The organism is Micromonospora polyrhachis (assembly GCF_014203835.1).
GTDB classification, from domain to species: Bacteria; Actinomycetota; Actinomycetes; order Mycobacteriales; family Micromonosporaceae; genus Micromonospora_H; species Micromonospora_H polyrhachis.
The window spans coordinates 6,052,332-6,075,472 of record NZ_JACHJW010000001.1 but is presented as its reverse complement, the minus strand read 5'-3'; the positions used below and the strand labels follow the sequence as shown (position 1 = coordinate 6,075,472).

The 23,141-nt window shown below is 66.6% G+C and carries 17 protein-coding genes and 2 CRISPR repeat arrays; of the genes, 5 read left to right on the top strand and 12 right to left on the bottom strand.

The window, feature by feature from the left end:
* Positions 1–203 precede the first annotated feature (203 nt).
* Both FHR38_RS26945 and FHR38_RS26940 read left to right on the top strand, forming a co-directional pair.
* A complete protein-coding gene (locus FHR38_RS26945) occupies positions 204–1,397 on the top strand; it encodes an NsdA family TPR-like regulatory protein (RefSeq protein ID WP_184537464.1) in 1,194 nt (397 codons plus the stop codon).
* 17 nt (positions 1,398–1,414) lie between these two features.
* Positions 1,415–1,951: an NUDIX domain-containing protein gene (locus FHR38_RS26940; RefSeq protein ID WP_184537462.1), complete on the top strand. Its 537-nt coding sequence runs from the start codon at positions 1,415–1,417 to the stop codon at positions 1,949–1,951.
* 66 nt (positions 1,952–2,017) lie between these two features.
* Positions 2,018–3,254: direct repeats of the CRISPR family, unit length 37 nt; unit sequence GTCGCAATGGAGACCGGCCAGGTTCGGCCGGTGTTGG.
* Between the two features lie 262 nt (positions 3,255–3,516).
* Here FHR38_RS26940 and FHR38_RS26935 read toward each other — a convergent pair.
* Genes FHR38_RS26935 through cas7g form a run of 4 tightly spaced genes read right to left on the bottom strand, consistent with a single transcriptional unit; the run spans position 3,517 to position 10,176 of the window.
* Positions 3,517–4,482 carry a type I-G CRISPR-associated protein, Cas3-extension family gene (locus tag FHR38_RS26935; protein WP_184537460.1) on the bottom strand — a complete coding sequence of 322 codons (966 nt, stop codon included), beginning with the start codon at positions 4,480–4,482 and terminating at the stop codon, positions 3,517–3,519.
* Positions 4,479–7,526 carry a type I-G CRISPR-associated helicase/endonuclease Cas3g gene (gene cas3g / locus FHR38_RS26930; RefSeq protein ID WP_312882426.1) on the bottom strand — a complete coding sequence of 1,016 codons (3,048 nt, stop codon included), beginning with the start codon at positions 7,524–7,526 and terminating at the stop codon, positions 4,479–4,481. The genes FHR38_RS26935 and cas3g overlap by 4 nt, the downstream gene beginning before the upstream one ends.
* The gene (gene csb2 / locus FHR38_RS26925; RefSeq protein WP_184537458.1) at positions 7,513–8,988 is read right to left on the bottom strand and encodes a type I-G CRISPR-associated protein Csb2; all 1,476 of its coding nucleotides are present in this window, start codon (positions 8,986–8,988) and stop codon (positions 7,513–7,515) included. The genes cas3g and csb2 overlap by 14 nt, the downstream gene beginning before the upstream one ends.
* A gap of 3 nt (positions 8,989–8,991) precedes the next feature.
* Positions 8,992–10,176, bottom strand: coding sequence for a type I-G CRISPR-associated RAMP protein Csb1/Cas7g (cas7g, locus tag FHR38_RS26920; RefSeq protein ID WP_184537455.1), 1,185 nt, complete (start codon positions 10,174–10,176; stop codon positions 8,992–8,994).
* A 154-nt stretch (positions 10,177–10,330) separates the two neighbouring features.
* Positions 10,331–11,416: direct repeats of the CRISPR family, unit length 37 nt; unit sequence GTCGCAATGGAGACCGGCCAGGTTCGGCCGGTGTTGG.
* A 187-nt stretch (positions 11,417–11,603) separates the two neighbouring features.
* Here cas7g and FHR38_RS26915 point away from each other — a divergent pair.
* The gene (locus FHR38_RS26915) at positions 11,604–11,969 is read left to right on the top strand and encodes a cupin domain-containing protein (protein WP_184537453.1); all 366 of its coding nucleotides are present in this window, start codon (positions 11,604–11,606) and stop codon (positions 11,967–11,969) included.
* Between the two features lie 173 nt (positions 11,970–12,142).
* Here FHR38_RS26915 and FHR38_RS26910 read toward each other — a convergent pair whose 3' ends face one another.
* From FHR38_RS26910 to FHR38_RS26900, 3 genes are all read right to left on the bottom strand, one after another.
* Positions 12,143–12,748 carry a hypothetical protein gene (locus FHR38_RS26910; protein WP_184537451.1) on the bottom strand — a complete coding sequence of 202 codons (606 nt, stop codon included), beginning with the start codon at positions 12,746–12,748 and terminating at the stop codon, positions 12,143–12,145.
* A gap of 229 nt (positions 12,749–12,977) precedes the next feature.
* On the bottom strand, positions 12,978–14,162 hold the full coding sequence (locus FHR38_RS26905; RefSeq protein ID WP_184537450.1) for an FAD-dependent monooxygenase: 1,185 nt from the start codon (positions 14,160–14,162) through the stop codon (positions 12,978–12,980).
* Positions 14,163–14,283: 121 nt separating this feature from the next.
* The gene (locus FHR38_RS26900) at positions 14,284–15,210 is read right to left on the bottom strand and encodes a quinone oxidoreductase family protein (RefSeq protein WP_184537448.1); all 927 of its coding nucleotides are present in this window, start codon (positions 15,208–15,210) and stop codon (positions 14,284–14,286) included.
* A 692-nt stretch (positions 15,211–15,902) separates the two neighbouring features.
* Here FHR38_RS26900 and FHR38_RS26895 point away from each other — a divergent pair.
* Complete coding sequence (locus FHR38_RS26895) at positions 15,903–16,418, top strand: MarR family winged helix-turn-helix transcriptional regulator (RefSeq protein ID WP_184537446.1); 516 nt, start codon at positions 15,903–15,905, stop codon at positions 16,416–16,418.
* A 34-nt stretch (positions 16,419–16,452) separates the two neighbouring features.
* On the opposite strand, the gene FHR38_RS26890 is transcribed toward FHR38_RS26895, so the two are convergent.
* The 3 genes from FHR38_RS26890 to FHR38_RS26880 form a co-directional block, all read right to left on the bottom strand.
* Entirely contained in the window at positions 16,453–17,946 is a 1,494-nt protein-coding gene (locus FHR38_RS26890; RefSeq protein WP_184537443.1) for an alpha/beta hydrolase, read from the bottom strand.
* A gap of 144 nt (positions 17,947–18,090) precedes the next feature.
* Positions 18,091–19,443 carry a hypothetical protein gene (locus FHR38_RS26885; RefSeq protein ID WP_312882425.1) on the bottom strand — a complete coding sequence of 451 codons (1,353 nt, stop codon included), beginning with the start codon at positions 19,441–19,443 and terminating at the stop codon, positions 18,091–18,093.
* A 369-nt stretch (positions 19,444–19,812) separates the two neighbouring features.
* Positions 19,813–20,064: a hypothetical protein gene (locus FHR38_RS26880; protein WP_184537439.1), complete on the bottom strand. Its 252-nt coding sequence runs from the start codon at positions 20,062–20,064 to the stop codon at positions 19,813–19,815.
* A gap of 526 nt (positions 20,065–20,590) precedes the next feature.
* On the opposite strand from FHR38_RS26880, the gene FHR38_RS26875 reads away from it, so the two are divergent.
* On the top strand, positions 20,591–21,253 hold the full coding sequence (locus FHR38_RS26875) for a hypothetical protein (RefSeq protein WP_184537437.1): 663 nt from the start codon (positions 20,591–20,593) through the stop codon (positions 21,251–21,253).
* Between the two features lie 333 nt (positions 21,254–21,586).
* On the opposite strand, the gene FHR38_RS26870 is transcribed toward FHR38_RS26875, so the two are convergent.
* Together FHR38_RS26870 and FHR38_RS26865 are read right to left on the bottom strand one after the other, a co-directional pair.
* Positions 21,587–22,369, bottom strand: a complete 783-nt coding sequence (locus tag FHR38_RS26870) for a DUF2249 domain-containing protein (protein ID WP_184537435.1) — start codon at positions 22,367–22,369, stop codon at positions 21,587–21,589.
* A gap of 429 nt (positions 22,370–22,798) precedes the next feature.
* Complete coding sequence (locus FHR38_RS26865; protein WP_184537433.1) at positions 22,799–23,140, bottom strand: DUF5713 family protein; 342 nt, start codon at positions 23,138–23,140, stop codon at positions 22,799–22,801.
* Position 23,141 lies beyond the last annotated feature (1 nt).

Sequence of the window (23,141 nt, the reverse complement as noted above, 5' to 3'; positions counted from 1 at the left end):
CATCCGCTAGCCTCATAGCCTCTGCTGTCGACTGGACGTCGAGGTGCTTGATGCGGGCTGATGGAACGCGTCGCCGATGCTCGTGTGGAACATGGCTAGCTCGGGACAACCGGACGAGCCAATGCGAGAGCTGCCAACGAGCACGAAGTCGTCGCCTGCTACAGCCACCGTCCATGCCGAGGGACTGTTGGAACACTGACCAGATGCGCGCTGCGTTGTCTGCGCGTCACATGGGCCGCGTCATCCGCGTCTATCGTCATCACTCCCATCACGGTGCCCGACCGCTAGCGCAGGACGTCGTCGCTGGTTGGATGGGACAGACTCAGGCCCAGCTCAGCCGTCTGGAAAACGGCCCACCGCTCAGGAATATTGAACGCCTGATTGCGTGGGCTGTCCTCCTCGGTATTCCAGAAGACTTGTTGTGGTTTTCACTGCCCCCGGCAGAACCTGCCGCCAGCACGTCAAGCAACCATGCCAACTCGCCTGATTTCGATTTGGATTTTTTGCGATCCTTACGAAGGGCAGACCGTAGGGTCGGCGGGGGCCACCTCTACGCTGCCATCAGCGCCTATTTGGCCAAGTCGCTCCGAGCCGAAAGCCAGAATGATGCTTTTTCGCCGACAGCACTGGCCGCCAGGGCGTCACTCAACGAAATGGCAGGGTGGATGGCACATGACACAGGGTCAGCCATTGCCGCCCACAAACACTTACTTACTGCATCGGAGCTTGCCGAGAGGAGCGCCGATTCACAACTTGCTGCCCAAATCTACGCTGGGCGCAGCCACCTCGCGAGTCATCACGGCAACGCGAACGAGGCCCTGACGTACGCATTCCAGGGATTGGAGATTCTGAAAGACGGGCCGGTATACGGGCCACTAAAAGCCAGATTAATGGCGATGCAAGCGCGCGGTCTTGCCAGCAGCGGCCGCCATGTCGAGGCAACACAAACGCTAAGCAGAGCCGAGCAGAGCTTCAGCATTGGATTGGACAGAGCATCCACCTGGCTCAGCCCATTTGACGAGATCTCTTTTGCCATCGAATCGGCGCGCTGTTTCCAAAGAATCGGAGATCTGACGGAGACACATCAAAGGCTCCAGATCGTCGTAGATGCCGAAAGCCAAGAGCGTGTCCGAAGCCAAGCCTTAGCCCGACTCATGCTGGTGACTACGCTACTGGGAAGGGACCACCTCGATGAGGCATGCGGCATCACCCGCGAGGTGTTGGATCGAACCGCTGACCTTGGATCAGCCGTTTTTGCCGCGCAACTCGCCCATGTGTCCATACTCATGCGACCACACGCGTCGCGGCACGCCGAAGTCCCGGCGTTAATCATCCGAATCGACGATGCTGTCCGGCAGCGCAACTGGATCAACATTGTCAACAACGTTTCAATCTAATTATCGAGGCAGCTCACATGAACGACGACCGCCCCCTGTACCAACGCGATCCGGCGGCATGGAACGCATATCTTGCAGAGGGGAACGCCAAGCAGGCACGTAAGCGGGTAGGAGCGGACGTCCTAATCCGCGATGAGGACAACCGGATCCTGCTGGTCAATCCACGCTACAAGCCAGACTGGGATTTACCCGGCGGCATGGTCGAAGCCAATGAACCTCCACACAAGGCCGCCGAAAGAGAGTTAAGAGAAGAGCTTGGTCTCGAAATTCAGGTGCGGAAGATACTTGCCATCGACTGGGTAGCACCACATGGCCCATGGGACGATAGTCTGATGTTTATTTTCGATGGTGGCACAATCTCTTCCCAGCAATCCACCAAACTCAAGCCAACCGACAACGAGCTACTCGAATACAAATTTTGCACACCAAGGGAAGCAGAAGAACTCTTACAGCCAAAACTGTGGAATCGCGTACAATACGCGATCTCCAATTCCGACAAATCCCCTTATCTAAGCAACGGAGTTGCGCTAAAAAACGCTCCGAGCACAGAGTAGTAAAACCACAACCATTTGGCCACAATGTAGCAGACCAGCCAGGTTCATCCGGTGTTGGCCGACGGCGTCGCAATGGAGACCGGCCAGGTTCGGCCGGTGTTGGGGCCGGTCGGCCCGGACTCGTAGGTGCCGCCCATCGTGTCGCAATGGAGACCGGCCAGGATCGGCCGGTGTTGGTACTGCGCACGTCGCCCATGCCCTTTCCTGCCAGATGGTCGCAATGGAGACCGGCTAGGTTCGGCCGGTGTTGGCTGGGGTTGGAAACCGGTGCCGCTGTGGCTGAGCATGTCGCAATGGAGACCGGCCGGGTTCGGCCGGTGTTGGCAGGGTGGCAGGGTGGCAGTCAGTTGATCGATGGCTTCCTCGACCTGTCGCAATGGAGACCGGCCGGGTTCGGCCGGTGTTGGCTCCAATGCCTCCCGCTGCGAGGCCGAGAGAGGCAAGTCGCAATGGAGACCGGCCGGGTTCGGCCGGTGTTGGCAATAGCAGCGCGAGAGGGGAGAAGGCATGCCGGCCTCGTCGCAATGGAGACCGGCCGGGTTCGGCCGGTGTTGGCAACTCGTACGGCGGGATGCGGGCCTGGAAGGTGAAGTCGCAATGGAGACCGGCCGGGTTCGGCCGGTGTTGGTCCGGGGGGCAGTCAACATCTGGCTGTCCAAGGCGGACGTCGCAATGGAGACCGGCCGGGTTCGGCCGGTGTTGGACCTGATCGCGGGCTTCTTGCGCGGTGCGCGCGTGGGTGTCGCAATGGAGACCGGCCGGGTTCGGCCGGTGTTGGGACAGCGCTTTCGAGGTGGATGAGCAGTACCACTTCGGGTCGCAATGGAGACCGGCCGGGTTCGGCCGGTGTTGGACGTCGCAAAGGCAGCTTCGTCGTCCGTGTCGACCGGGTCGCAATGGAGACCGGCCGGGTTCGGCCGGTGTTGGCGTCGCCGACATGCACGGCACCTGGGCCGAACACCGCGTCGCAATGGAGACCGGCCGGGTTCGGCCGGTGTTGGTGGAACAATTGCGAGACCGTCGTGGTCGGCCACCGAAGCCGTCGCAATGGAGACCGGCCAGGTTCGGCCGGTGTTGGGGTTGATCAGTCGGCGCGAATACCGCTTGATGCCCGGGTCGCAATGGAGACCGGCCGGGTTCGGCCGGTGTTGGGATGCTGCGTACTGGCCAACGCCGAAGACCTCCCCGAGGTCGCAATGGAGACCGGCCAGGTTCGGCCGGTGTTGGCGCCGGGGTGTGCGGCTACGATGTGCGCAGCGCATACACGTCGCAATGGAGACCGGCCAGGTTCGGCCGGTGTTGGGGCTCGCGAGCTGCGAATATAGGCAGCCACCAAAATTACGATAACCAAATCCTGTCCGAGTTGCCTTTCTTGTGGACATTTTGCGGTTCGGAACCCCCCGCTCAAGGCGTGCGAGCCTAGGGTTCCTAACCTGAGCGACAAATCGGGCGTATCTCTTCATTTATCAATGAACTCGCCAACCGCTATGGAGCAGTGGCAGTACCATCTTCCTTCGTGCTTCCTCGAACCGCTTGACCTTGGCCCGTCGACTGCGAGGGATAGGTCAGTCAACGAGACTGATCCGGGTCGGTGCCAGTACGCCCGCTGACTTTGCGCCTTTGACGGGTTGCCGGGCGGCGGCACCAACGAAGAACACGCCGAGGGGGGCCAGGCCGGCTCGGGGCACCACGGGAGCGTCGGTGCCCTGCCGTGGGCGCAGCGCCGGGTGTTCGAGCAGCGCGACAACCGCGTACGAATCAAGGGGTTGTCGCCACAGTGGCCAGACCATAATCGGCTGCCGGCTGCCTACCACGTTATGCCACAGGGTGGCTTGGGGGTTGGTGCCGTTGCCGGTCAACCGGAGCATGGGCAGCGCCATGATGGCCAGCCAGGTGGCTCCGGGCACACCGGCCGGCACGGATTCACCGCTGGGATGGTCGGCAGCGCTTCTGAGCACCCGATGGTCAAGGTTTTCGCCCGTGTAGTTGTCGACTCGACGCCAGCGGACCAACGCCTCACGGACGAGCGTGGCGGGTTCCTTGCTGCGTAGCAGTTCCAGCGGCTTGACAAAAAAGGAGCGCACGCTCTGTTTGCCGCCCGGCGCGGAATACGGGGTGAGCGCCGCCCGTCCCTCGCGGTCAGCGGCGAGGTCTGTCAGCAATGCCGCCAGCCAACGACAGGCCTCCGGGCCGCGTTGACCATCTGCGAGCTGTGCGAAGGTTCGCCGGAGCTGGTCTCGGGGCACGCGCATCGGATCTTTGCCAGTGCCCGGCTGCTGGGGGAACCCGGCCGGCACTCCGGGAATCGCGCCAGCCGAGGGAATGTGGTCGACGACGTGTACCAGGATGTCTACCACTTCGTCTATCGAGGTGAGTGGACTGTGCAGGATGGCGTTGGCGTTGGACTCGCTGAACGACAACCGTGTCTCGATCTTCGCCTCGTCGGTGAGTAGTCGCAGCACACCGAGCGCGGCGAGGAAACCGAGGGTGTCCCGGCCATCGAGTGCCGGGAGTTCGACCGCAGCGGTCATGATTCGGTCTCCTCCGGGTTGATGGAGCACCAGATGTCGGCGAGCCGGACGACGGTTTCCAGCAGCGCCAGGCCCCAACGCCCATACCGCTCGGTCAGGTCGGCGAACCGGGCGGGGGCCGCCCAGTCCACGGTTTCCTGGCTGTCGATCACCGGCAGTCCCGCTATGTCGATCTGGACCGGGCGCTTGTCTACGACAGGCGGCAGCAGCGGCCGGCTGCGTCCGTGGTGGCTGGCCACCAGGTGTACGACCAGCGCCGCATCCACCACATCCGGATGCTCGACCAGGCGAAGGGCGGCGATCCGGGCCGACAGCGCCTCGTGTCGCATCCCCTCCGGATATGCGGCGGCGATGCGGGCACGTCGCGCCTCGGCCCGGTTGGTGGGGTCGATACCCGACTTGGCCAGGGGTTCGGGTGCGAGTTGGGCGGCGGCATGCCGGCCCTTGTGCAACATCACCTGGAACCTGCTGTCCCGTTTACCTTCGTCGTGCCATCGGGCTGCAGCCCACACACTCGCCACCACCCGCTCGGGCAGCGCAAGGTTCGCTGCTATCCGGGCCGCGAGTGCGGCGACCTGCGTCTGGTGTCGATCGAGGGTGATGCGTTTGCCGGGATAGGCCGGACTGGAACTGGCCGACTCGGTGTCATCGTCGGCCCGCCGAGAACGGGCGGCGGACAGCACGATCGGAAACTCGGGGGCCCACGTCTCGCCGGTTGACGGGATGACCTGACGTGTCGCGGTGACCGTGCACCGCCCGCCCGGCAGCGCCGCCAGGACAGCACGTAGCGGCTCCCGCTCGGGCAGCGCCGAGACAAGTTCCCTGAGTCGCTTCTCGTAGGCGACCGCAGCCGGGGCGTCGTCGGTGCCTGCGAAGTCGAGCAGGTCGTCGAGGGCTGCGAGGTGCGACATGCTCGACAGGCCCGGCACCGGGTCGAAGCTGGCGGCATATGCGGCGAGTTGCCGCAGGTGGGGGCCGATTCGCACGATCGGCTTCCCGCGCCGGGCGGCGAGGTCAGCGACGTCCACGACCCCGGTGGTGCTCGCCGGGGCCCAACCGAACCGGTCGCAGCCGCCGTACTCGGTCGGCAGCACGATCGTGTCGCCGGGCCGGATCGCCCCGCTGGGGATCACCTCGGCGACGCCGCGCCCCACATATCGCAGGACCAGCGGTCGCCCCTGCGTGTCCCGGGCACGACGTACGTCCCGGTCCGTGGCCGCCTCGGCGGGCTGCTCGTCGTACGCGTCGGGTTCTGGAAGGTCGATGTCCGCCACCGGTTGGTCGCTGGCCTCGCCGAGCAGCCAGCGACGGACCTCGCGTACGGGGATTTCGATCGACTCTTCGGTGACGGGTGGTACGAAGTCCACCGTCGACGCCCAGCGGTTCGGCTCGTCGAGGGGCAGCCCGGTACGCCAGAGCACGGTGACCGGAGGCACCTCGTCCCGTAGGCCATGCAGGAAGGGGGCGACCGGTGGGTCGGGGTGCGGTGTCGGTGAGGTACGGGTCCAGGCGTCCAGGGTCGTCGCCGACAGCATCGGCACGTACGGCGGCTGCCCGGCGTGGGCCGCTGCCGGCGCGGCGGCCGACAGTGCCCGTAGGGCGGCCGGTGACGCGTCCAGCCCGAGCGCCGGGTCTACGTCGACGTCGACAGCGCGTTCGACTGGTGCGTGGCTGCTGAGCCACTGCCAGGCGACGAGCCGGGCTGGGCCGTACACCGGATCGTCGGCGTCGACGGCGCTGTGGTGTACGACGTAGGCCGGGGCCGGGGTCGTGCTCAGCCCGAGCCGGTTCAGTCGGCCCAGGCGCTGGACCAGCGCCGAAAGCGACGCCGACTCGGTAACCAGCGCGTCCAGGTCGATGTTTGCCCCGACCTCGATGGTCTGGGTGGCGACCACGACCAGGGGCCGGGAGTCGGCGCGATCCCGCCCGACCTTGATCCGGTCGTAGTATCTGCCGAGCAGGATCTCCCGGTCGATCGGGCGGCTGCGGCCGGTCAGCAGGATCACCTCGACCGTGCCGGCGAGCAGGGTGCGGACCGCCCTGGCCCGGGACACAGTGTTGACCACGACGCCGACCACGCCCCGGGACGCCAGCCGGGTGGCCAGGTCGGCCAGGGCCCGGGGTACGTCCACTTCGGCTTTCTTGCGGGTCGTCTTCACCTCGGTCAACCGCAGTCGCTTCGCCGCCCGGAGGCGGTCGCCGGACGCCGGTTTCTGTTCGTCGTCGGCGGTGATGCCGTGTACGGTCACCGGCTGCCCAGTGTCCTCCTCGTCGGGTGTGGTGGCCGACATGGTGACTACCGTGGGGCGGATAGCGAGTGGCCACGAGTCGAGCCCGATCGCCGCGCTGACGGTGGTGCGGAACGCGGTCGCCAGGTGTGCCTCGTCCACGATGATCAGGCTGTCGGTGCCGACCAGGGCGGCGTCGATGGGGCGGGCAAACTCACTCACTCCGTAGCCCCGGAACAGCAATCGGCTGCCGACCTGGTCGACGGTGCCCGTCACGATGGCGTACCGGTCGGGCCGGTCCACCCAGATCCGGTCCCAGGTGACGCCGCCCCGCATCCGGGTGACGGAAAGTACGTCCCCGGCTCTCTGGTCGTCGCTCTGCTCCTGGTCGTCGTGCTGCTCCTGGTCGAGGTTCTGCCCCTGGTCGGCGTCTTGTCCACGTAGGGCGGCCGCCACCCGGCGACTGATCGGCTCCGTCGCTACCCGCAGCGCGTCCCGCAGTCGGCTGGCGTGCTCGTGGGCCTCGTCCACCACGAGTCGCCGGTCGACAACGAAAAATATGCGACGCCGGGCCAGTTGTGGCCGGAGTGCGGCCACAAACACGGCGACATCCAACACCGAGGTCTTGCCCAGCCCGGTCGGTACGTCGATCACGTCCGGCCAGCGCTCCTCGGCGACGATGCGTTCCAGCAACGCCTGTTGCCAGGGGAAAGGCTCCCGCAGGCACTCGCCTCTCGGCGTGGGGACCATCCGCCCGTGCACCTCACGGACGAACTCGGCGAAATCGGCAGTGGACAGTTTTTCAACGCCCGGCACGGGACACCTCCGGCACGAACATCCCACAGCCCAGATAGCGCAGGGCACCGGCGATCACCGGTCCGCGTACCGGGGTGGGGAACTCCACCTGACAGTGCAGGATCGGGCGTCGAGCCCGCTTGTCCGGCAGGCTGCCTCGACGGGGCATCTGCACCGCTCCTCGTACTATCGGGCGTTCGAGCAGTGTCACCGACGTCGGCCGGGGATAACCGGCGGTCACGAACCCGTCGGCGAGCACTTCGGCGGGGTCGCGACGCCCCGGATAGCGGTCCAGCATGACCGGGGTGACGCTGACCCAGCGATGTCCGCCGCTCGGTGGACCGGTCCACCGGTCGGGCCGCAGGCCCCACGTCAACGGCAGGTCGGTCGGGTCACCCAGCCGCACCAGACCAGCGGTGCCGCCGCGCAACTCCCGGATCGGATCCTCGCCGTCGGCACCGAGCAGGCCACGCAGGATCGCCAACCGGTCGTCCCCGGCCAGTTCTACCGGTACGGCGACCCCGACCCCCAACAGGTGCCCGTCGGCATGCTGGTGACCGGCATCGAGCAGCGGCACGAACGCCACGTGCGGGCGACCGTCGGCACCATGCCCGCTGGCCTGGGCCGGCACCGGGTCGGCGATCCGACTGATCGCCGCCCGACGCAGCATCTCCGTCACGGCGAGCAGTCGGTCTCCGCTGATCGGGACCGTACCCCGCTCGATCGGCCACAGCAGCAGATCCCGGTACGGCCCGACCGCCCCCGCTGCTGCCGTCTCGTCGGCTGCCTCGTCGGTGGTGGCATCCTCGTCGGCGAGGTAGGCGATGCTCCGGCAAACCTCCCACGCGCGATGCCCATCGTCGTATGCGGCTCGTAGCTGGTCTAGGTAGCCGGGATATGGAACGCGCAGGTCGATGGCCCGAGGGGTGCCGATCCGAGTCGGCCGGTACGCCGTCCAGGTAGGACGATGTGCCACCACTTCGTCGTGGATCAGCACCTCGGCGCTCGACGTCGAGCGACCCAGATAGGGCACCCGCCGGGTGAGTCGGGTCAGCCGCCACAGGGTCGCGTCGTCGGCCTGTGCGTCCGGCCAGATGAAGGCCAGGTGCTCATCGGCGGGCAGCGCACCTCGACGTAGGCTCTCCCCGTTCGTCCGGCCCGGCCAGACAGTGCTGCCGCCGAATGGATTCTTCTTGTCGGGCGCCTTGGTCTTGTTGGAAACCACGAATCCCTCGCGCACGAACTGACCGACCTCGCTCCTCGGGGTCGCCAACACCAACGGCGGCCCGGCGGACTCCAGCCAACGCAGGGCCACATCATCGGCACTGGCTCCGGCCGGTTCCGTAGTACCGGTGTCGTAATCCGCGGAGGCCACCAAAGCGCAGAACAGCCGCGCCGGATGGGGTGGCCACTCCACCCGATCCGGTGGAAACGCCGCGTCGTAACGGCCATCCCGCAGTCGTACGGTGATGCTCAACGCCACCGCTTACTCCCCGGCGTCCGGGGCGGCTGACCGGAGTGCGAACCGGATCGCCTCGGCCAGTTGCTTGGTCGGGGCCACCTCGATCACGTCGGCTTCCATGACGATGCCGGCGGAAGCGGCCCGGTCCCGCAGCTCGACGAACGCAGCGAGAATCTCGGCGCTGCTTGCCTCGATCGGCTCCTGCGCACCGCCCACAACCTCGAAGAACAGGGTCTCGGAGACCTTCGTCAGGTCACAGCCCGAGCGCAGCCACAGTGACGGGCGGCCGAACGCCAACCGGTCCCCCGCCAGCGCCAGCGCCGCCAGCGTCGCCCGAGCCAGGGTCGCGGCTTCCGGTGAGGCGTCACCGAAGCGCAGTCGTTCCAGACCGGCACACGAGATCCAGCCCTGCCGACGCACCTCCCGTACGGTCACCCCACCATGCGAGGCATTCGGGGCGATGTGTCCGTGCCCGATCTCGCTGAGCTTGCCGCCCTTCGCCTTGGTGCCCTCGGGCAGAAAACGCCAGTTTCCCTCGGCTTTTGCCTTGTCGTCGATGGCACCCGTGATGTTCATCGGATCGAACCGGCCCGCGCGACGCTCCCCCGTCAGCCACTCGGTGCCGAACATCATCGAGGAGTAGAGCCGGGCGAATTTCGGCCACCTGCCCTTTCGGTGCGAATCCCACGCACCGAAGATCAACGAGTACGGCTCCCGCCGGTACAGCGGCCGAACGTCATTCACGCTTGCCAGTCGAAGCGCCTGGCCCACTTCGCTGCTGTCGAACCGTACGCCGGCCACTTCACTGTCGCGCAGATACGCGTCCGCGTACCGGTGAGGGAAGTCCAGCGACGTCAGCCGTATGCCCTCGTCCTTCATCAGCAGCTCGAACATCGGAAGGTCGAGCCGACCCGTGTCACGCGCCGCAAGCAGCGCTTCCTCTACCCGGTTGGCCTGCGACGGTACCTGGTCGAGTACCACCGTGTCCCGTCGCTCGCCGTCGATCAGACGCTCCTCGAACAGGTACGGACGCAGCGACCGCCCATCCCGCTGGGCAGCTCGCTTCACATCGTCGGGCACTGGAAGTGTCGGCGGCATGATCTTTCCACCCTGACCGCCTACCGGCTGGTATACGGCGTTGAATCCGATCCCCGATTCCCGACGATCAGCACCAACCGCCGAGATAAGACGATCAACAAGCCCAGACATGATCACTCCCGTCAACTTTGATGGCATTGGAACACCTACCTGACGGGTACGACAAACTCCCTGCACGTGCCTGCGAGGCCACGAGCGGAGAATGAGCGGTCAAGATCAGTTATGACCGGGCAACGGGCTTCCGCATCGGCGTCTACACAAGCGAATCCCAATGGAGACCGGCCAGGTTCGGCCGGTGTTGGACGTAGGTGCCGTAGGTGACCTCGGGGGCCATGCCGACGGTCGCAATGGAGACCGGCCAGGTTCGGCCGGCGTTGGCCCGCGCCCGCCTCGCCCAGCGAGCACGCGAAGCCGCCGTCGCAATGGAGACCGGCCAGGTTCGGCCGGTGTTGGGCCGCTGAGGTAGTCGACAAGTACGGGCGGGTAACCAAGTCGCAATGGAGACCGGCGAGGTTCGGCCGGTGTTGGTCGGCGCGGTCCTGATCGTGGGATTGCGGATGGCGTGGGTCGCAATGGAGACCGGCCAGGTTCGGCCGGTGTTGGGCGTGGACGGCGGCGGCACGGGTGAGCTGTCGCGAAACCAGTCGCAATGGAGACCGGCTAGGTTCGGCCGGTGTTGGAAAGTTGGCCCGCATGTTGCTGACGCCGCTGGCCACGTCGCAATGGAGACCGGCCAGGTTCGGCCGGTGTTGGTCGTTGCGGTACACCTCGGCCTTCGGTGCGTAGAAGCCGTCGCAATGGAGACCGGCCAGGTTCGGCCGGTGTTGGAGGTTGGCCGGGGGTACGCCAACCAACGCCGCCAGCCGTCGCAATGGAGACCGGCCAGGTTCGGCCGGTGTTGGTTTCGCAGGTGTCGGTGACGAGAGGGTGGTGTTGGATGTCGCAATGGAGACCGGCCAGGTTCGGCCGGTGTTGGCCCGTGCAAGCTCAGCCGAGAACAGTTAACTCACTTCGAGTCGCAATGGAGACCGGCCAGGTTCGGCCGGTGTTGGGACCATCCGCCAAGATTCCCCGGTGCAGGGGCCCATCGGTCGCAATGGAGACCGGCCAGGTTCGGCCGGTGTTGGATCGCGGTCAGCGAGGACGGAGCCGTGACCGTGCTGACCGTCGCAATGGAGACCGGCCAGGTTCGGCCGGTGTTGGGAAGGAGATCTACAACCAGGCCGCCGCGGACTACCAGGTCGCAATGGAGACCGGCCAGGTTCGGCCGGTGTTGGCGGACGTGCTCTTACGGGCTCCACCCTTGAGGATGGAGTCGCAATGGAGACCGGCCAGGTTTGGCCGGTGTTGGCGGGGTTCCGAAGCGAGGCGACAGATCGGGCATCTCTCTTCATATGTTAACGAACGGCTACCCGACGGCTATCGACGTAGCTTACTCGTCAACTCTCGGCAGCAAGCCGCCGTCTGCCCTGCCTCGGGTAACGCTGCGTCCGATTGCCGCCAGACGTACGAGCCCGGTGGTCGGCAACCTGGACGGCATGTCGAGCACCAACCTGGCCACGACCAGCGGCCCTGTCGAGTTCGAGCACTGGTACGACTTCAGCGAGGGCGGACCCGTGCACCGGGCGCTGCTTCCGTACCCGGCGGAGGCACCTGCCCCGTTCGAGGTCGCCCGCTGGTCGGTCGCTCCGGGAACGTCGAACGACCTGGACGTACACCGGTCGCGTGAGGTGTGGATCGTCGTCTCCGGGGTCGGCATCCTGACCTGGGCCGACGACCAGGCGACGGTGGTGCGGCCCGGGGAGGTGGTGGCGTTCGAGAGCAGGGTGCCCCATCAGGTGCGTAACGACGGGCCGGAAACCCTGCATGCCGTCTCCGTCTACTGGATGCCGTCCGACGACTGACCAGTTCACCTCCCCGCCACTGACGCGTCCGCCGCCCGTACTGTTTGTCGGGGCGGCGGACGCTGTCGCGATAGGCGCTTTCGAACGGCTACTTTTACTCGCGCTAGAGCGGGTCGGCGGTGCCGACACCGAGGGTGTGGGAGTGGCCCGTTTTCAACTCGGCGCAGACTCCATCAGACGACGGAGAAGTTCTTCCAGGCTACGTTGTTGTTGAACCGCGCGTTGTCGTACGTGTCCGGCCCCTCGTAGAGCATCGGGTCGTCCGTCGACACCCAGCGGTACAGCGTGGAGACGAGTCCGGGACCCGGGGTGGTCCACGGCAGCACCACGGTCATCACCCCGGGCGGTACCGTCACCATCGCCGAGTTGAGGTGCGTCCAGTCGAGCGGCCAGATCGCGGCACCTCCCGAGGTGGTGAAGTAGACCCGCAGGGTGCCAACGTCGGTGCCCGATCCGTACGGCCCCGGGTTCCGCAAGGTCACCTGTATGTAGTTGGTCGTGTAGGCGGGCGCGGTAAGGCCGGGCGAGCAGGGGGCCGTGGTGGGGCACACCCTGACGTCGGGACTGTTCCAGTAGGGCGGCCCCGAGGAGTTCGGCTCAAGAGCGGTGTCCCCCGGGTAGTCCATCATGTAGACGTCCCTGGGGGTGAGGATCCCGACACCACGGTCGGACCCACTGTCGGCAATGGCGGTACCGCTCGCGGAAATCGTCATCAGCGCCGTCAACAGCGCGGCGAGGAGGAGTCGACCCGCCGAGCGGCATACGCGTGGTTGCACCATGGCTGCCATTCGGTTCCCTTCGTCCGTGACTATCAGACTTTCGCACCGGCCGGCAGGAACGACTGTAGGACAGCACCAGCGACAAGGGAATTGTCGACGAATTCGAATATCACACGTGCCCTCATATGTCAGGGACGACACAATTCTCGGATATGGAGAAACGCGAATCGGAGAATTCGGTGCGGCTGCGGTATCAAATGCTCCTTGACGTCCGCACCGCCAGGCTCGGTCAGGTGTCCCGCCGGCTGGCCTCCCGGGCGACCGCGCGACGGCGGAGCCTGGCGCCGAGGGCCACGACGAGCGAGCGCACCGCCGCGAAACAGCGGTTCGTCGGGACCAGCATCTGCTGCTTCAGGCGGGCGGTGCGCTGGTGCTTGGCGATGAACGGGCGCAGTCGGGCTTCCCAGATGGCCAGGGCGGCGTGGATGTCGTCGGGGTTCTCTCGCAGTGCCCGGCCGAGTTCAGCGCCGCCCTTGAGGGAGGCGCTGGCTCCCATTCCCGAGTAGAGGTTCAGGCACCATGCCGCATCACCGAGCAGTATCACCCGTCCCTGGTGCCATTGAGGCATCCGTACCTGGTGCACCGAGTCGAACAGATAGTCGGTGGCCTGCGGCAGGGAGTCCAGGACGTGCCGCACCACGGGATCGTCCATGCCCCGGTAGACCGCGCGCAGACGTGCGACTGGCTCGTCGGTGAATTCGGCGTTGACGTCCTTGGTGCAGTAGGTCAGGAGCGCCGTCGGCGCTCGGTCGGCCAGCGCGAACACCCACGCCGCCCGCTTGGCACGGGCGCTGATGATGCTGTCCTGCGGCGCGTAGCCGGGTACCTGCTCGGACAACTGGACTGCACAGATCATCGCGTTCCAGTTCGTCATGAAGCGCTCGTGTGGGCCGAACACGATCCGGCGCACGCGTGAGCGCAGCCCGTCCGCGCCGACGACGAGGTCGAAGTACTCGTCGTACCGGGTGCCGGTGGCGGCGGCGTCGAGCCGTACCGCCACGCGGTCGTAGCCCTCGACGATCTCGGTGGGTGTGGTGGCGTAGCGGACCTCGATGTCGCTCTCCCCCGGTGTCGGCTCGGTGACCCCGCGCCAGAGCGCGGCTTCGATGTCACCGCGCAGTACCGCGCTCGGCCGTCCGGGCTGGTCGAGAAAACCCAAACCGGGTTTGCGGGCCCCGTCCCGGTTCAGGGACCACACGGTCCCGCTATCTGGCGTACGGGTGTGCAGGTAGTCGGTGATGCCGAGGTCGTCGGCCGCTTGCTTGCCGTCGGGTAGCAAGCCGATGAAATAGCCGCCGGTTCGGCGCTCTGGAGCCCGCTCGATGATTACCGGCATCCAGCCGGCCCGGCGTAGCCCGATCGCCGTGGCCATGCCCGCGATCCCCGATCCCACGACCAATGCACGCTTCTGCACGAACCACTCCCTGTTGGTACGGTCGCCCGGCCGGACGGCAGGTGAGGCTTCGACGTCTGGCCGGGCAGTTCTCGGAAGACCGCCCGTCGTGGCGGCCACAGTGGGCGTTTCTTCAGTGGAACTACGGCACCAGGACGACGCGCTCGTCCGTCTCGGCGGTCCACACCTGTGAGATCTCCACGAGTGGCGTGCGGCGGGCCCGTACCTCGATCGCGCCTTCGGCCACCGCGGTGGCCAGCTCCGGCAGTTCTGCCATGAAGTCGCGGGGGGAGACGGAGCCGATGCCGCTGCCGACGATCTGTAGCCGGGCACCGCGCAGGGCGGCGGACGGGACCCGTGCGAGGTCGCCAGCGATCGAACCGATCTCGATCCAGGTCAGCGGGACGCTGCGGTCGGTACGAGCGGTGAGCAGCTGGATCATGGCCTGGCCGGCGGGTTCGCCCCAGACGTAGTCGAGGACGACATCGACGTCGGCCGCCTGCTCGATCTGGTCGAACGTGATCGCCTCATCCGCGCCAAGCGCGGGCAACGTGGCCAGGCGCGCGGCGTCGCGGCCGGCGGCGATCACCTGGGCTGCACCGAATCGCTTGGCGATCTGGACCGCCATCCGTCCGGCGCTGCCGGTAGCACCGAGCACGAGGACCCGCTGCCCCTTCGGAAAGTCGATGCGGCGGCGCAGCGCGACCCATGAGGACATCCCGGGGTTCATCGCGGCGGCGATCTGCACGGGATCGATGTCGTCCGGTAGAAGAACGCTGCGGCGCGGATCGATCACCGTTCGTTCGGCGAACGTGCCCATGGCCGTGTCGTCCAGCGCCGCATAGCGAAGCCGCCCCTGGCTGTCGCGCACGACGCCATCGACGCCGGGAACGAGCGGTAGTACGCCGCTGCTGGAGTAGTGCGAACCGTCGGCCTTCGCCCTCGTCAGATGGTGCAGTCCGGCCGCGAGAACCTCCACGACCATCGCGTTCTCGCTGGTGGCGACCGGTTCGGGGTGCTCACGGTAGGTCGGTGGGGCGTCGAAGGTGGTGATGACGGCGGCGTACATGGGTCCCCTTAGGTCGTTTGCATTACCAACAAGAGCGATGATGGTTGGCATTACAAACGATGTCAAGGGTGGATGGCTCGCTACTCGGCCAATGCCCGGCCTGCCGAGTCACCGCGAGCGAGGGTGGCGGTTGCGGTCAGGGTGGCGGCGGGGCGCCGCGTGGCGATGCCACGAGGGCGGAAGCCGCAGCCGGAAGGCCGAAGACGTGGCCGAGAGGATTCGAGTCGATGACGTCACCGAGGGGAATCGGGCCGGCGACGTCACCGACGGCATGCGGGTCGGTGGATCCAGCTCCGACCGGGAGCAGGTCGGATTCGACGGGGGAGACACCGGAGGCCGTGACGCGATTCGGGAATCCGCACGGACACAGCGACCAGCCCGACCGAAGGGTGCAACCGGCCGCCCGCCTGGACTGGCACGCCAGGAAATAGCGACCAGAAGGAGTACGGCGAGCGCGGCGACGGTCGCGCACGAGGACCGACCGACGGAGTGCAGCAGGATCATGAGAGCGGCGAGCAGGCGCCCGATCAGCGCGGTCACGGAGGCGGGCGACCGCTACGAATCCCGGCGGACCAGCGGATCGGGCATTGCCAGAGCGGTGACAAGCATGATGACCTCCGCCAAGTAGTTCGTCTTACCAACCTCCGACCACTTTGGTTGGCATTACGAACCATGTCAACTAGCATACGGACATGACCACCGATGCGCCCGTTGACGCGTCCACGGATCCGCTCCTGGACGCTCTCGTCCGCAACGCCTTTCAGGTGATGGGTGTGCTCACCCGGGTCGGTGCCGAGCACGATCTGTCGTTGACGCAACTGCGGGTCCTTGGTCTGCTGCGCGATCGCAGGCCACGGATGACCGAGTTGGCCACGTTCCTCGGGCTGGACAAGTCGACGATGTCCGGCCTGATCGACCGCGCCGAGCGCCGAGGGCTGCTCGCACGTGGCAGGAGCGCCGAGGACCGCCGAGCCGTTGACGTATTCCTCACCGCGACCGGACTCGAACTGACCGAGCGGATCTACGGCGAGGTCCGGGCCGCGCTGCTGCCGGCAACCGACCAACTGGCCCCGGAGCAGCGCCATCGGCTCACCGAACTGATCGAACCGATCATCAACCCTGTCACCGGCACCGGCACCGGCACCGGCACCGGGGAACCCTCGCCGAAGAAGACTCCGACGCGCCACCCGAGACTCGCTACCGACTGACAGTCGCGGCCAGGAAGCCGGGCGGGGGGGGCGTTCAGGCCGGGCAGGCCAGATCGCGCATCGGCAACCTGCCGGAGAGCAGGTAGCCGACCGCGGCTTCCTCCACGCAGGCGTTCGGGTATTCCCCGAGTACGGCGTGGTGGCTCGCCGAGACGGTGACCAGGCGGGCGTTGGGCATCATCCGTCGGGTGGCCAACGCGCCCGCGTAAGGGGTGGCGGGATCACCCAGCGAGTTGATCAGAAGCACCGGCACCCGACTGCCAGCAACACTCGGTATCCGGCTACCGGCAACGCTCGGCATGCCGGGACGGTCGATCTCCGGCCAGAACGCACAGGGCGAGATGTTGGCGGCGGCGGGCCCGAAGAACGGGTAGGCGCGACTGTCGATCACCTGTTCGGCGCGGTACCGCCCAACCTTGGTCGGCCACTTGCTGTCCGCACAGGTTACGAGGAAGTATCCCGCCACGGCATTGTCCGCGGGAGCCGGCGGTGGGGCTTCCCAACTGCCGGCGTTCACCAGGAACGCGAGGTCGGCCGGGAGCGGTTGACCGGCACGAAGTACGGAGAGGAAACGGCCGAGGTAGTCGAACCGGTTCTCGGCGTAGAGCATCCGGAAGATCAGGGTCCGGAGTTCGGCTGCGGTGAAGGTCTCCTCCCCGACCGGTAGCGGCTCCTTCTCCGCTCGCGCGACGAGCCCGTCCACCACCCGGCGCACCGTTCGGGCATCGCTGCCCAGGCCGTACCGGGCATCGTCGCGGGCCGCTGCCGAGGCGAAGAGCCCAAGCATCCTTTCGAAGGCCGGGCCGAATCCTCGGAAGGTTTCCCGGCCGGACTCCAACGGATTGGTGTTGCTGTCCAACACGAACCGATCGACCCGGTCCGGGAAGAGCGCGACGTACGCCCGTGCGAGGCTCGTGCCGTAGGAGTAACCGAGGTACGACATCTTGCGCTCACCGAGCGCCGCCCGGATCAGATCCATGTCCCGCGCCGCGTCGGCCGTCGTCGCGTACGGGATGGCCCAGCCGGCGTGCGCGGCGCACCGTTGCGCGATCGACCTCGCCTGGGCCACCTCGCCGGGGAAGCCACCCGCTCCGGGCCAGCGCAGGATCGCGATGTCCGCACCGGTCAGGCCGCAGGTCGCCGGCGACGAGCGGCCGACAAAGCGCGGATCGAAACCAATGAGGTCGAACTCCTGGGCAACCCGTGGATGGCCAGCGAACAGTTGGGCGATGTATTCCGGCAGGCCGAGTCCGCTCCCTCCTGGCCCGCCCGGGTTGACCAGCAGCACCCCGCGACGACGCGACGGGTCGGCTGCCGGCAGACGTGAGATGGCGAGGTCGATACTGGGCCCGGTCGGGTCGGCATGGTCCAGCGGCACCTGGATGGTGGCGCACTCCAGGCTGCTGCCGGCAGCAGCGCATGGGCTCCAGGCAAGCGACAGGGCCGCCGGCTCGGCTGCCGAGGCTGGTGGTGCAGGGAGCAGGATTCCGAGAACCATCGCGGCGAATGCGGCCCTGACTCTATTCATCCACACATCTAACATCACGAGTGGCTTCGCCGGGGTGGAACTCGGTCACGCAGGTCGGCCACGCGCGGCCGGGGCGCGTGAGCCCACGATTCGCTCACGCGCCCCGGCCGGTTCCCCGACCGTACGTCCTGGGAAACTCGGTCGTCAGCCGAAGCAGTTCTCGACTGCCTTTCCGCAGTTGACGGGTCCGTTCTTGGCAATGACCGTCACGTTATCGATCTTGGACTGGGCATCCTTGACGAAGAAGCCACCCGGCTTCTGGGTGGCACCGTTCTCAGCCACCCTGCTCTTGAACATCGTGATCTGGCCCTTCTCCGCGTGGATGCCAGCGCCCTTCGATTGCGGCCCGACCCCGCTGTTGCGGTTAACCTCGGTCCGCCGTACGAGCAGGGTCGACGTCTCCGCGAAGATGCCGGCACCGTTCCCGCGCCCGGTGTTCTCCTCGACGAAGCTGTCGTCAGCCGCGACCAGGCCCTGGATGGTGGCGATACCACCACCATTCGCGGTCGAGATGTTCTGACGGATCGTCATCTTGCGCAGGGTGATCACCGCCTCCCGGTTGACGATGCCGCCACCGACCTTGGCGGTGTTGCCGGTGAGGGCGGTGTCCCAGACCTTGCTCCGGGCGTTGACGCTGGCAATCCCGCCGCCCTCGGTCGCGTTGTTGTTGATGAAGGTGCTCGTGGCGACGTCGGCCGCGCCCTGGAAGTTGGCGAATCCGCCGCCAGATCCTCCGGCGGTGTTGTTGGTGAACTCGGAGCCGGCCACGGTCAGGACACCACCGTTGAGGAGGGCCCCTCCCTTACCCGTCGCACCGGCCGCCCGGTTGGCGTGGAACGTGCTGTCGACCACGGTGAGGTGACCGTCGTTGAAGATCGCGCCACCACCCCCGTCGGGGGCGAGCGCGGTGCTCTCGGTGATGGTGACCCGCTCGACGGTGGCGGTGCCGTCGTGGTCGACCTGGATACTGCCGCCGCTCGCGGCCCGACCGTTGGTGAGGTTGAGGTCGACCAGCTTCAGCTCACCGCCGCCCCGGACGGTGAAGAACCGGAACGGCGCGGCGTCGTTGTCCCGGGCGATGGTCGCCCCCGCGCCGATGATGGTGATGGGGTGCTGGATGATCGGCAGACCGGACTGCGCATCGCCCTGGTCGGGGGTGGCGAGCGTGTACGTACAGCCGGCGGCCAGGTTCAGGTCGCCGCCACCTTCGGCGTTGGCGCGCACCAGCGCGGCGACCAGCCCGTACGGGTCACAGGGGACGGGTGTCGCCACCGAGGTCACGGCGTTCGGGAGGCTCGGGTCCGCTGGCTTCGACGCGTCTCGTCGGGGCGGATCCGTTCGGACCTGCTCCTTGTCCCCGTGTTCCCCGTGTTCAACGCCATCGCTGGCGGTGATCGCGGCCAGCGGCCCCAGGTTCACGTTGTTCAGGGCACCACTGCCACCCGCCATCGAGACGATCCCGAGCCCGGCCGCCCCGGTAACCAGGCCTATGGCCACGAATCCGCCGGATAGGGAGCGTCGGGATCGTCGTCTTGTTCGCTGTGCTGTAGGCCCGTCGGAACCCTCTCCACTTCCTTGGAACCTGAACATCAAGTTCTCCTGCCTTCATGAGGCTTGGCCACGCCGACCGGGCGCGGAGGGCTACGGATCGTCGCCGCTGGTGGTCACAGTAGGACCGCTTACCGGGACAAGTCGGCCTAGCGTGAATAAAGCACACGATACGGTGGCGATCGCCCACCACGGCAGGTTCGGCGAAGCCGCCGTGGTCGACACAAGCCAGTCCTCCGGGACCTGTGCGAGTACCACGTACGCAGCCAGCAGGCAGGAATCAGTCGACCCGAAGCTTCCGGGCCACCCTGTCGTACGTCAGACCGGCAGGTTCTCGCACGACTGCTTGCTGAAGACCAGGTAGCCGGACTGCACACCCAACCGCGCCACGCTTCCCTCACAGTTGACGCTGTGGCTGCCGTTCCAGTGCGTACGGGTCGAGTCGGTGTACCAATTGTGGATACACATGTAGTTGGCCGGGCAAGGATAGAGAGCCAGAGCCGGCGAGCTGGGAGTAACGATGGTGACGACGACGGCGAGTGCCACTGTCACCAGGATACGACGGAGCATGCTGCCTCTCCTCACGGATTCGCGCCAGCGACACAATCGTCCACGATGGACGCATTGACGACGGTTTCCCGACGATAGAAGAAGACGTCTGGATATTGCGGCCAATCAACTACTCGTCTGGTCAGCCGCCAATAGTGACTCCGCCTCATCAACAGGGACGTCACCGCCATATGGACCACAACCTCCTGCCGGGCGGAGCAGGCTGACACTCCTACACAAGATCCGTTTCGGCCCGCTGTGGCAGGTGTGGTTCTGTCCGTGGACAGCAGATAGCCACCGCCAGGCCTCGAAGGTTACGTGGAGTCGAGATCTGGCCGCGGCTGCCGCATACGGAGTAGCCGCTCAGCAAAGGTAGCGAGCTGTTCGGCGAGTTGACGGACGATCGAGGCACGCTTCTCTCCGAAGGCGGAAGATCGAATGGTCAGAGGCTAGCGAAAGGAGCACACCACGCCGATGCGTTGAGCACTGGTGAGCGACGGCCGTCACTATCATGGAACGCCGTACAGCCGTCGGGACTGGGGCGACCATGACAGATGAGCGTGGACAGGCGGCACCGGGTGCTGGGCAGTCGTTTTCGCACCGCCAGTTCTGGCTCACGTCCGGACTGGTCACCATTCTTGGTGCGCTGATCGGGGTCGTCGGCACCCTCCTCGCAGCCGGGGGTGGCGGTGGCGGTACCACACCACCTCCCGCCACCGCCGGATCCCGTTCCAGCAGTACGTTGACCGAGGCCAGCAGACAGGCACCGCCTCAGGCGCAAGACGGGTACGTCGTGCGATACGAAGACGTACAGCTAACTCTGCCTCAGCCGGACGGCACCTGTCTCGACAACACGGTGACGTTCGCTTCGTCACGCCCAACCGTGCAGACCGGGAAGTTGGCGGCGGTGAGTACCGGCTCATACGACCTCGTCTACAGCAACTGCTACGGGGCGAACGAGTACTGGTTGATCGTGCCGGAGTACGACCGCAGCTTCGCGCGGGTCGACGGTAAGCCGCCGGCCGCAGAGTGCGCGGACGCCGCCAACCTGCAACAGGGTGCCCCGAGACGGATGTTGGCCCAGTCGATCGAGCCTGGCTCCACCTACTGCATGACCACGGCCAGCAATGGTCTCGTGCGTTTCACCATCGTGTCCGTCGATTCCAGTCAGAGCCTGGTGATCGTGGCTACCGCCTGGACACAGAAATGATCCGAGGCGCACCCAGGTCCGGATCGGGGTCGAAGGTGCACCGGCCGCGCTCGGCCATCGTCCAGGCGCTCAGCGGGCCGTTCTGGAGACGGATCACCCGTGCTCCCGGAGTCGAGAAGTCAGCCGGGCGCTGAAGACTCACCGGAAGCTCGTATCGCGACTCCACGAACATCTCCGGCGGTCCCGTCCCGTCGAGGTCGTGGATCGCGACGGACGATCCCAGATAGTCGTTGGTTTCCGCAGGGTCGATTCCCGAACAGGGGCCGGCGTTTGACACGCCCGCCGGCCGTCTATCCGGTGAGGTGGGTGCGGTGTTCCAAAGGGTGTTACCGGTCAGACGGTGGCCGGCTGGCGGTGCAGCCGGATCTGCCACACGTCGGGGCCTTCCTGCAGCCACTGCGTGTCGATCTGCCCAGGGTAGCGAGCGTCGATCTCGGCCAGCAGCGGACGCGGGGCGTGCGGGGCGACCAACACCAGCGCTCCGTCGGTGGGCAGCGCATCGATTGCGGCCAGCACCTGGGCGTGCCGCTCGGCGTGCGGCAGGCTCCGCACGTCCAAGCGCGCGTCAACGGCCAGCACCGGTGCGTCAGCCGAACCCTGCGAGCAGCCGCACCCGCCGCAACCACACCCGCCACCGTCGGTCTCGTCGGCCCCGAGCATCTCGTGCATGCCCTCCAGCAGGTCGGCCAGCGACACCTGGGGCGCGTCAAGCAGCAGTGGCAGGATCAGGTTGTTCTCCTTCGCCAGGTGCACCTCGAACAGGGCGGCAAGGGCTCGCGCCGCCGCGGTGGCATCCACCGGGGTCCCCGCCGCCTCGATCTCAGCTACCAGGGCGGTAATGGCCTGGTGCTCGACGAGCATCCCGTCGACCAGCAGTCGTCCGCCGGGTTGCGCGGCGGCTGCGGGGTAGAGGCCGGCCTCTTCGGCGGTGGCGTGCGGCACCAACTCCTCGCGCAGCCAGCTCAGCAGAGCCTGCCGCTGCCAGACGGAGCCTGCCTCCCGGCCCGTTACGACGTCGCGCAGCGCCGCCACATGGCCGGCCAGATCGGTGGACAGCTGGGTGTGGTGGGCCACCACCGCAGCGGCGGCGCGGCGGTCGGCATCTGACTGTGACATGGCTTGCCTCTTCCGGGTTTTTACTGCCGTCTGACGTTATAACTATAGTCTTTGTGAGAATCACGGCGACAGGCTCGTCCGGAGAGACGATCGACACGCACGGCACCGGGCAGGCCAGCCAGGCCGCTGATCCGGCCGGGCCACCCGGTTCGGCCAGCCGGTGACGATCCTGCGGCTGATCTGCGACTCGGATACCGGCTGACCAGCGCCCACGTCTACCGGCTGACCAGTGCCCACGTCGTCGAGCACACCGGGCGGAACCCGTCGACCGTGTGCGCCCCCGGAGACGGCTCGTCGACGCATGACTACTGGTCGAGTCCCGCACCAACGACGGTGTACCCGGGCGCCGCGGATTCGACTAATCGGCTGGTGACCGGGTTGCCGCGTGCTGCCACGTAGAAGTCGCGGGTAGCGGCTGTCCCAGTCTCGTCACCAGTTCCGTACGCCGATCAGTTTCTCCGGGTCGGCCTCGGTGAAGCCGTACGCCGTTGCCACGACGTGAAAACCCTCACCGATGTCTTCCCGAGCCACGGTCTCGATCTCACTACCGGCCGCGTCGAAATCCGCCTCCAGGGCGTTGAACTGCTCCGTCGCCGCCTCGGTGAGCGCGTAGAGCGCGGTCAGGTCCGTCGGCTGCTGGGCCTCGATCCGTTCACAGAGCCGCAGCAGGATCGCCTTGCCCTTGTCGACCAGATGATCGGGAAAGAACGCGTCCTCGTACATCTCCTGCAGAAATGCGTACGCTGCCACCTGCTGGTTCCGGACCGGCACC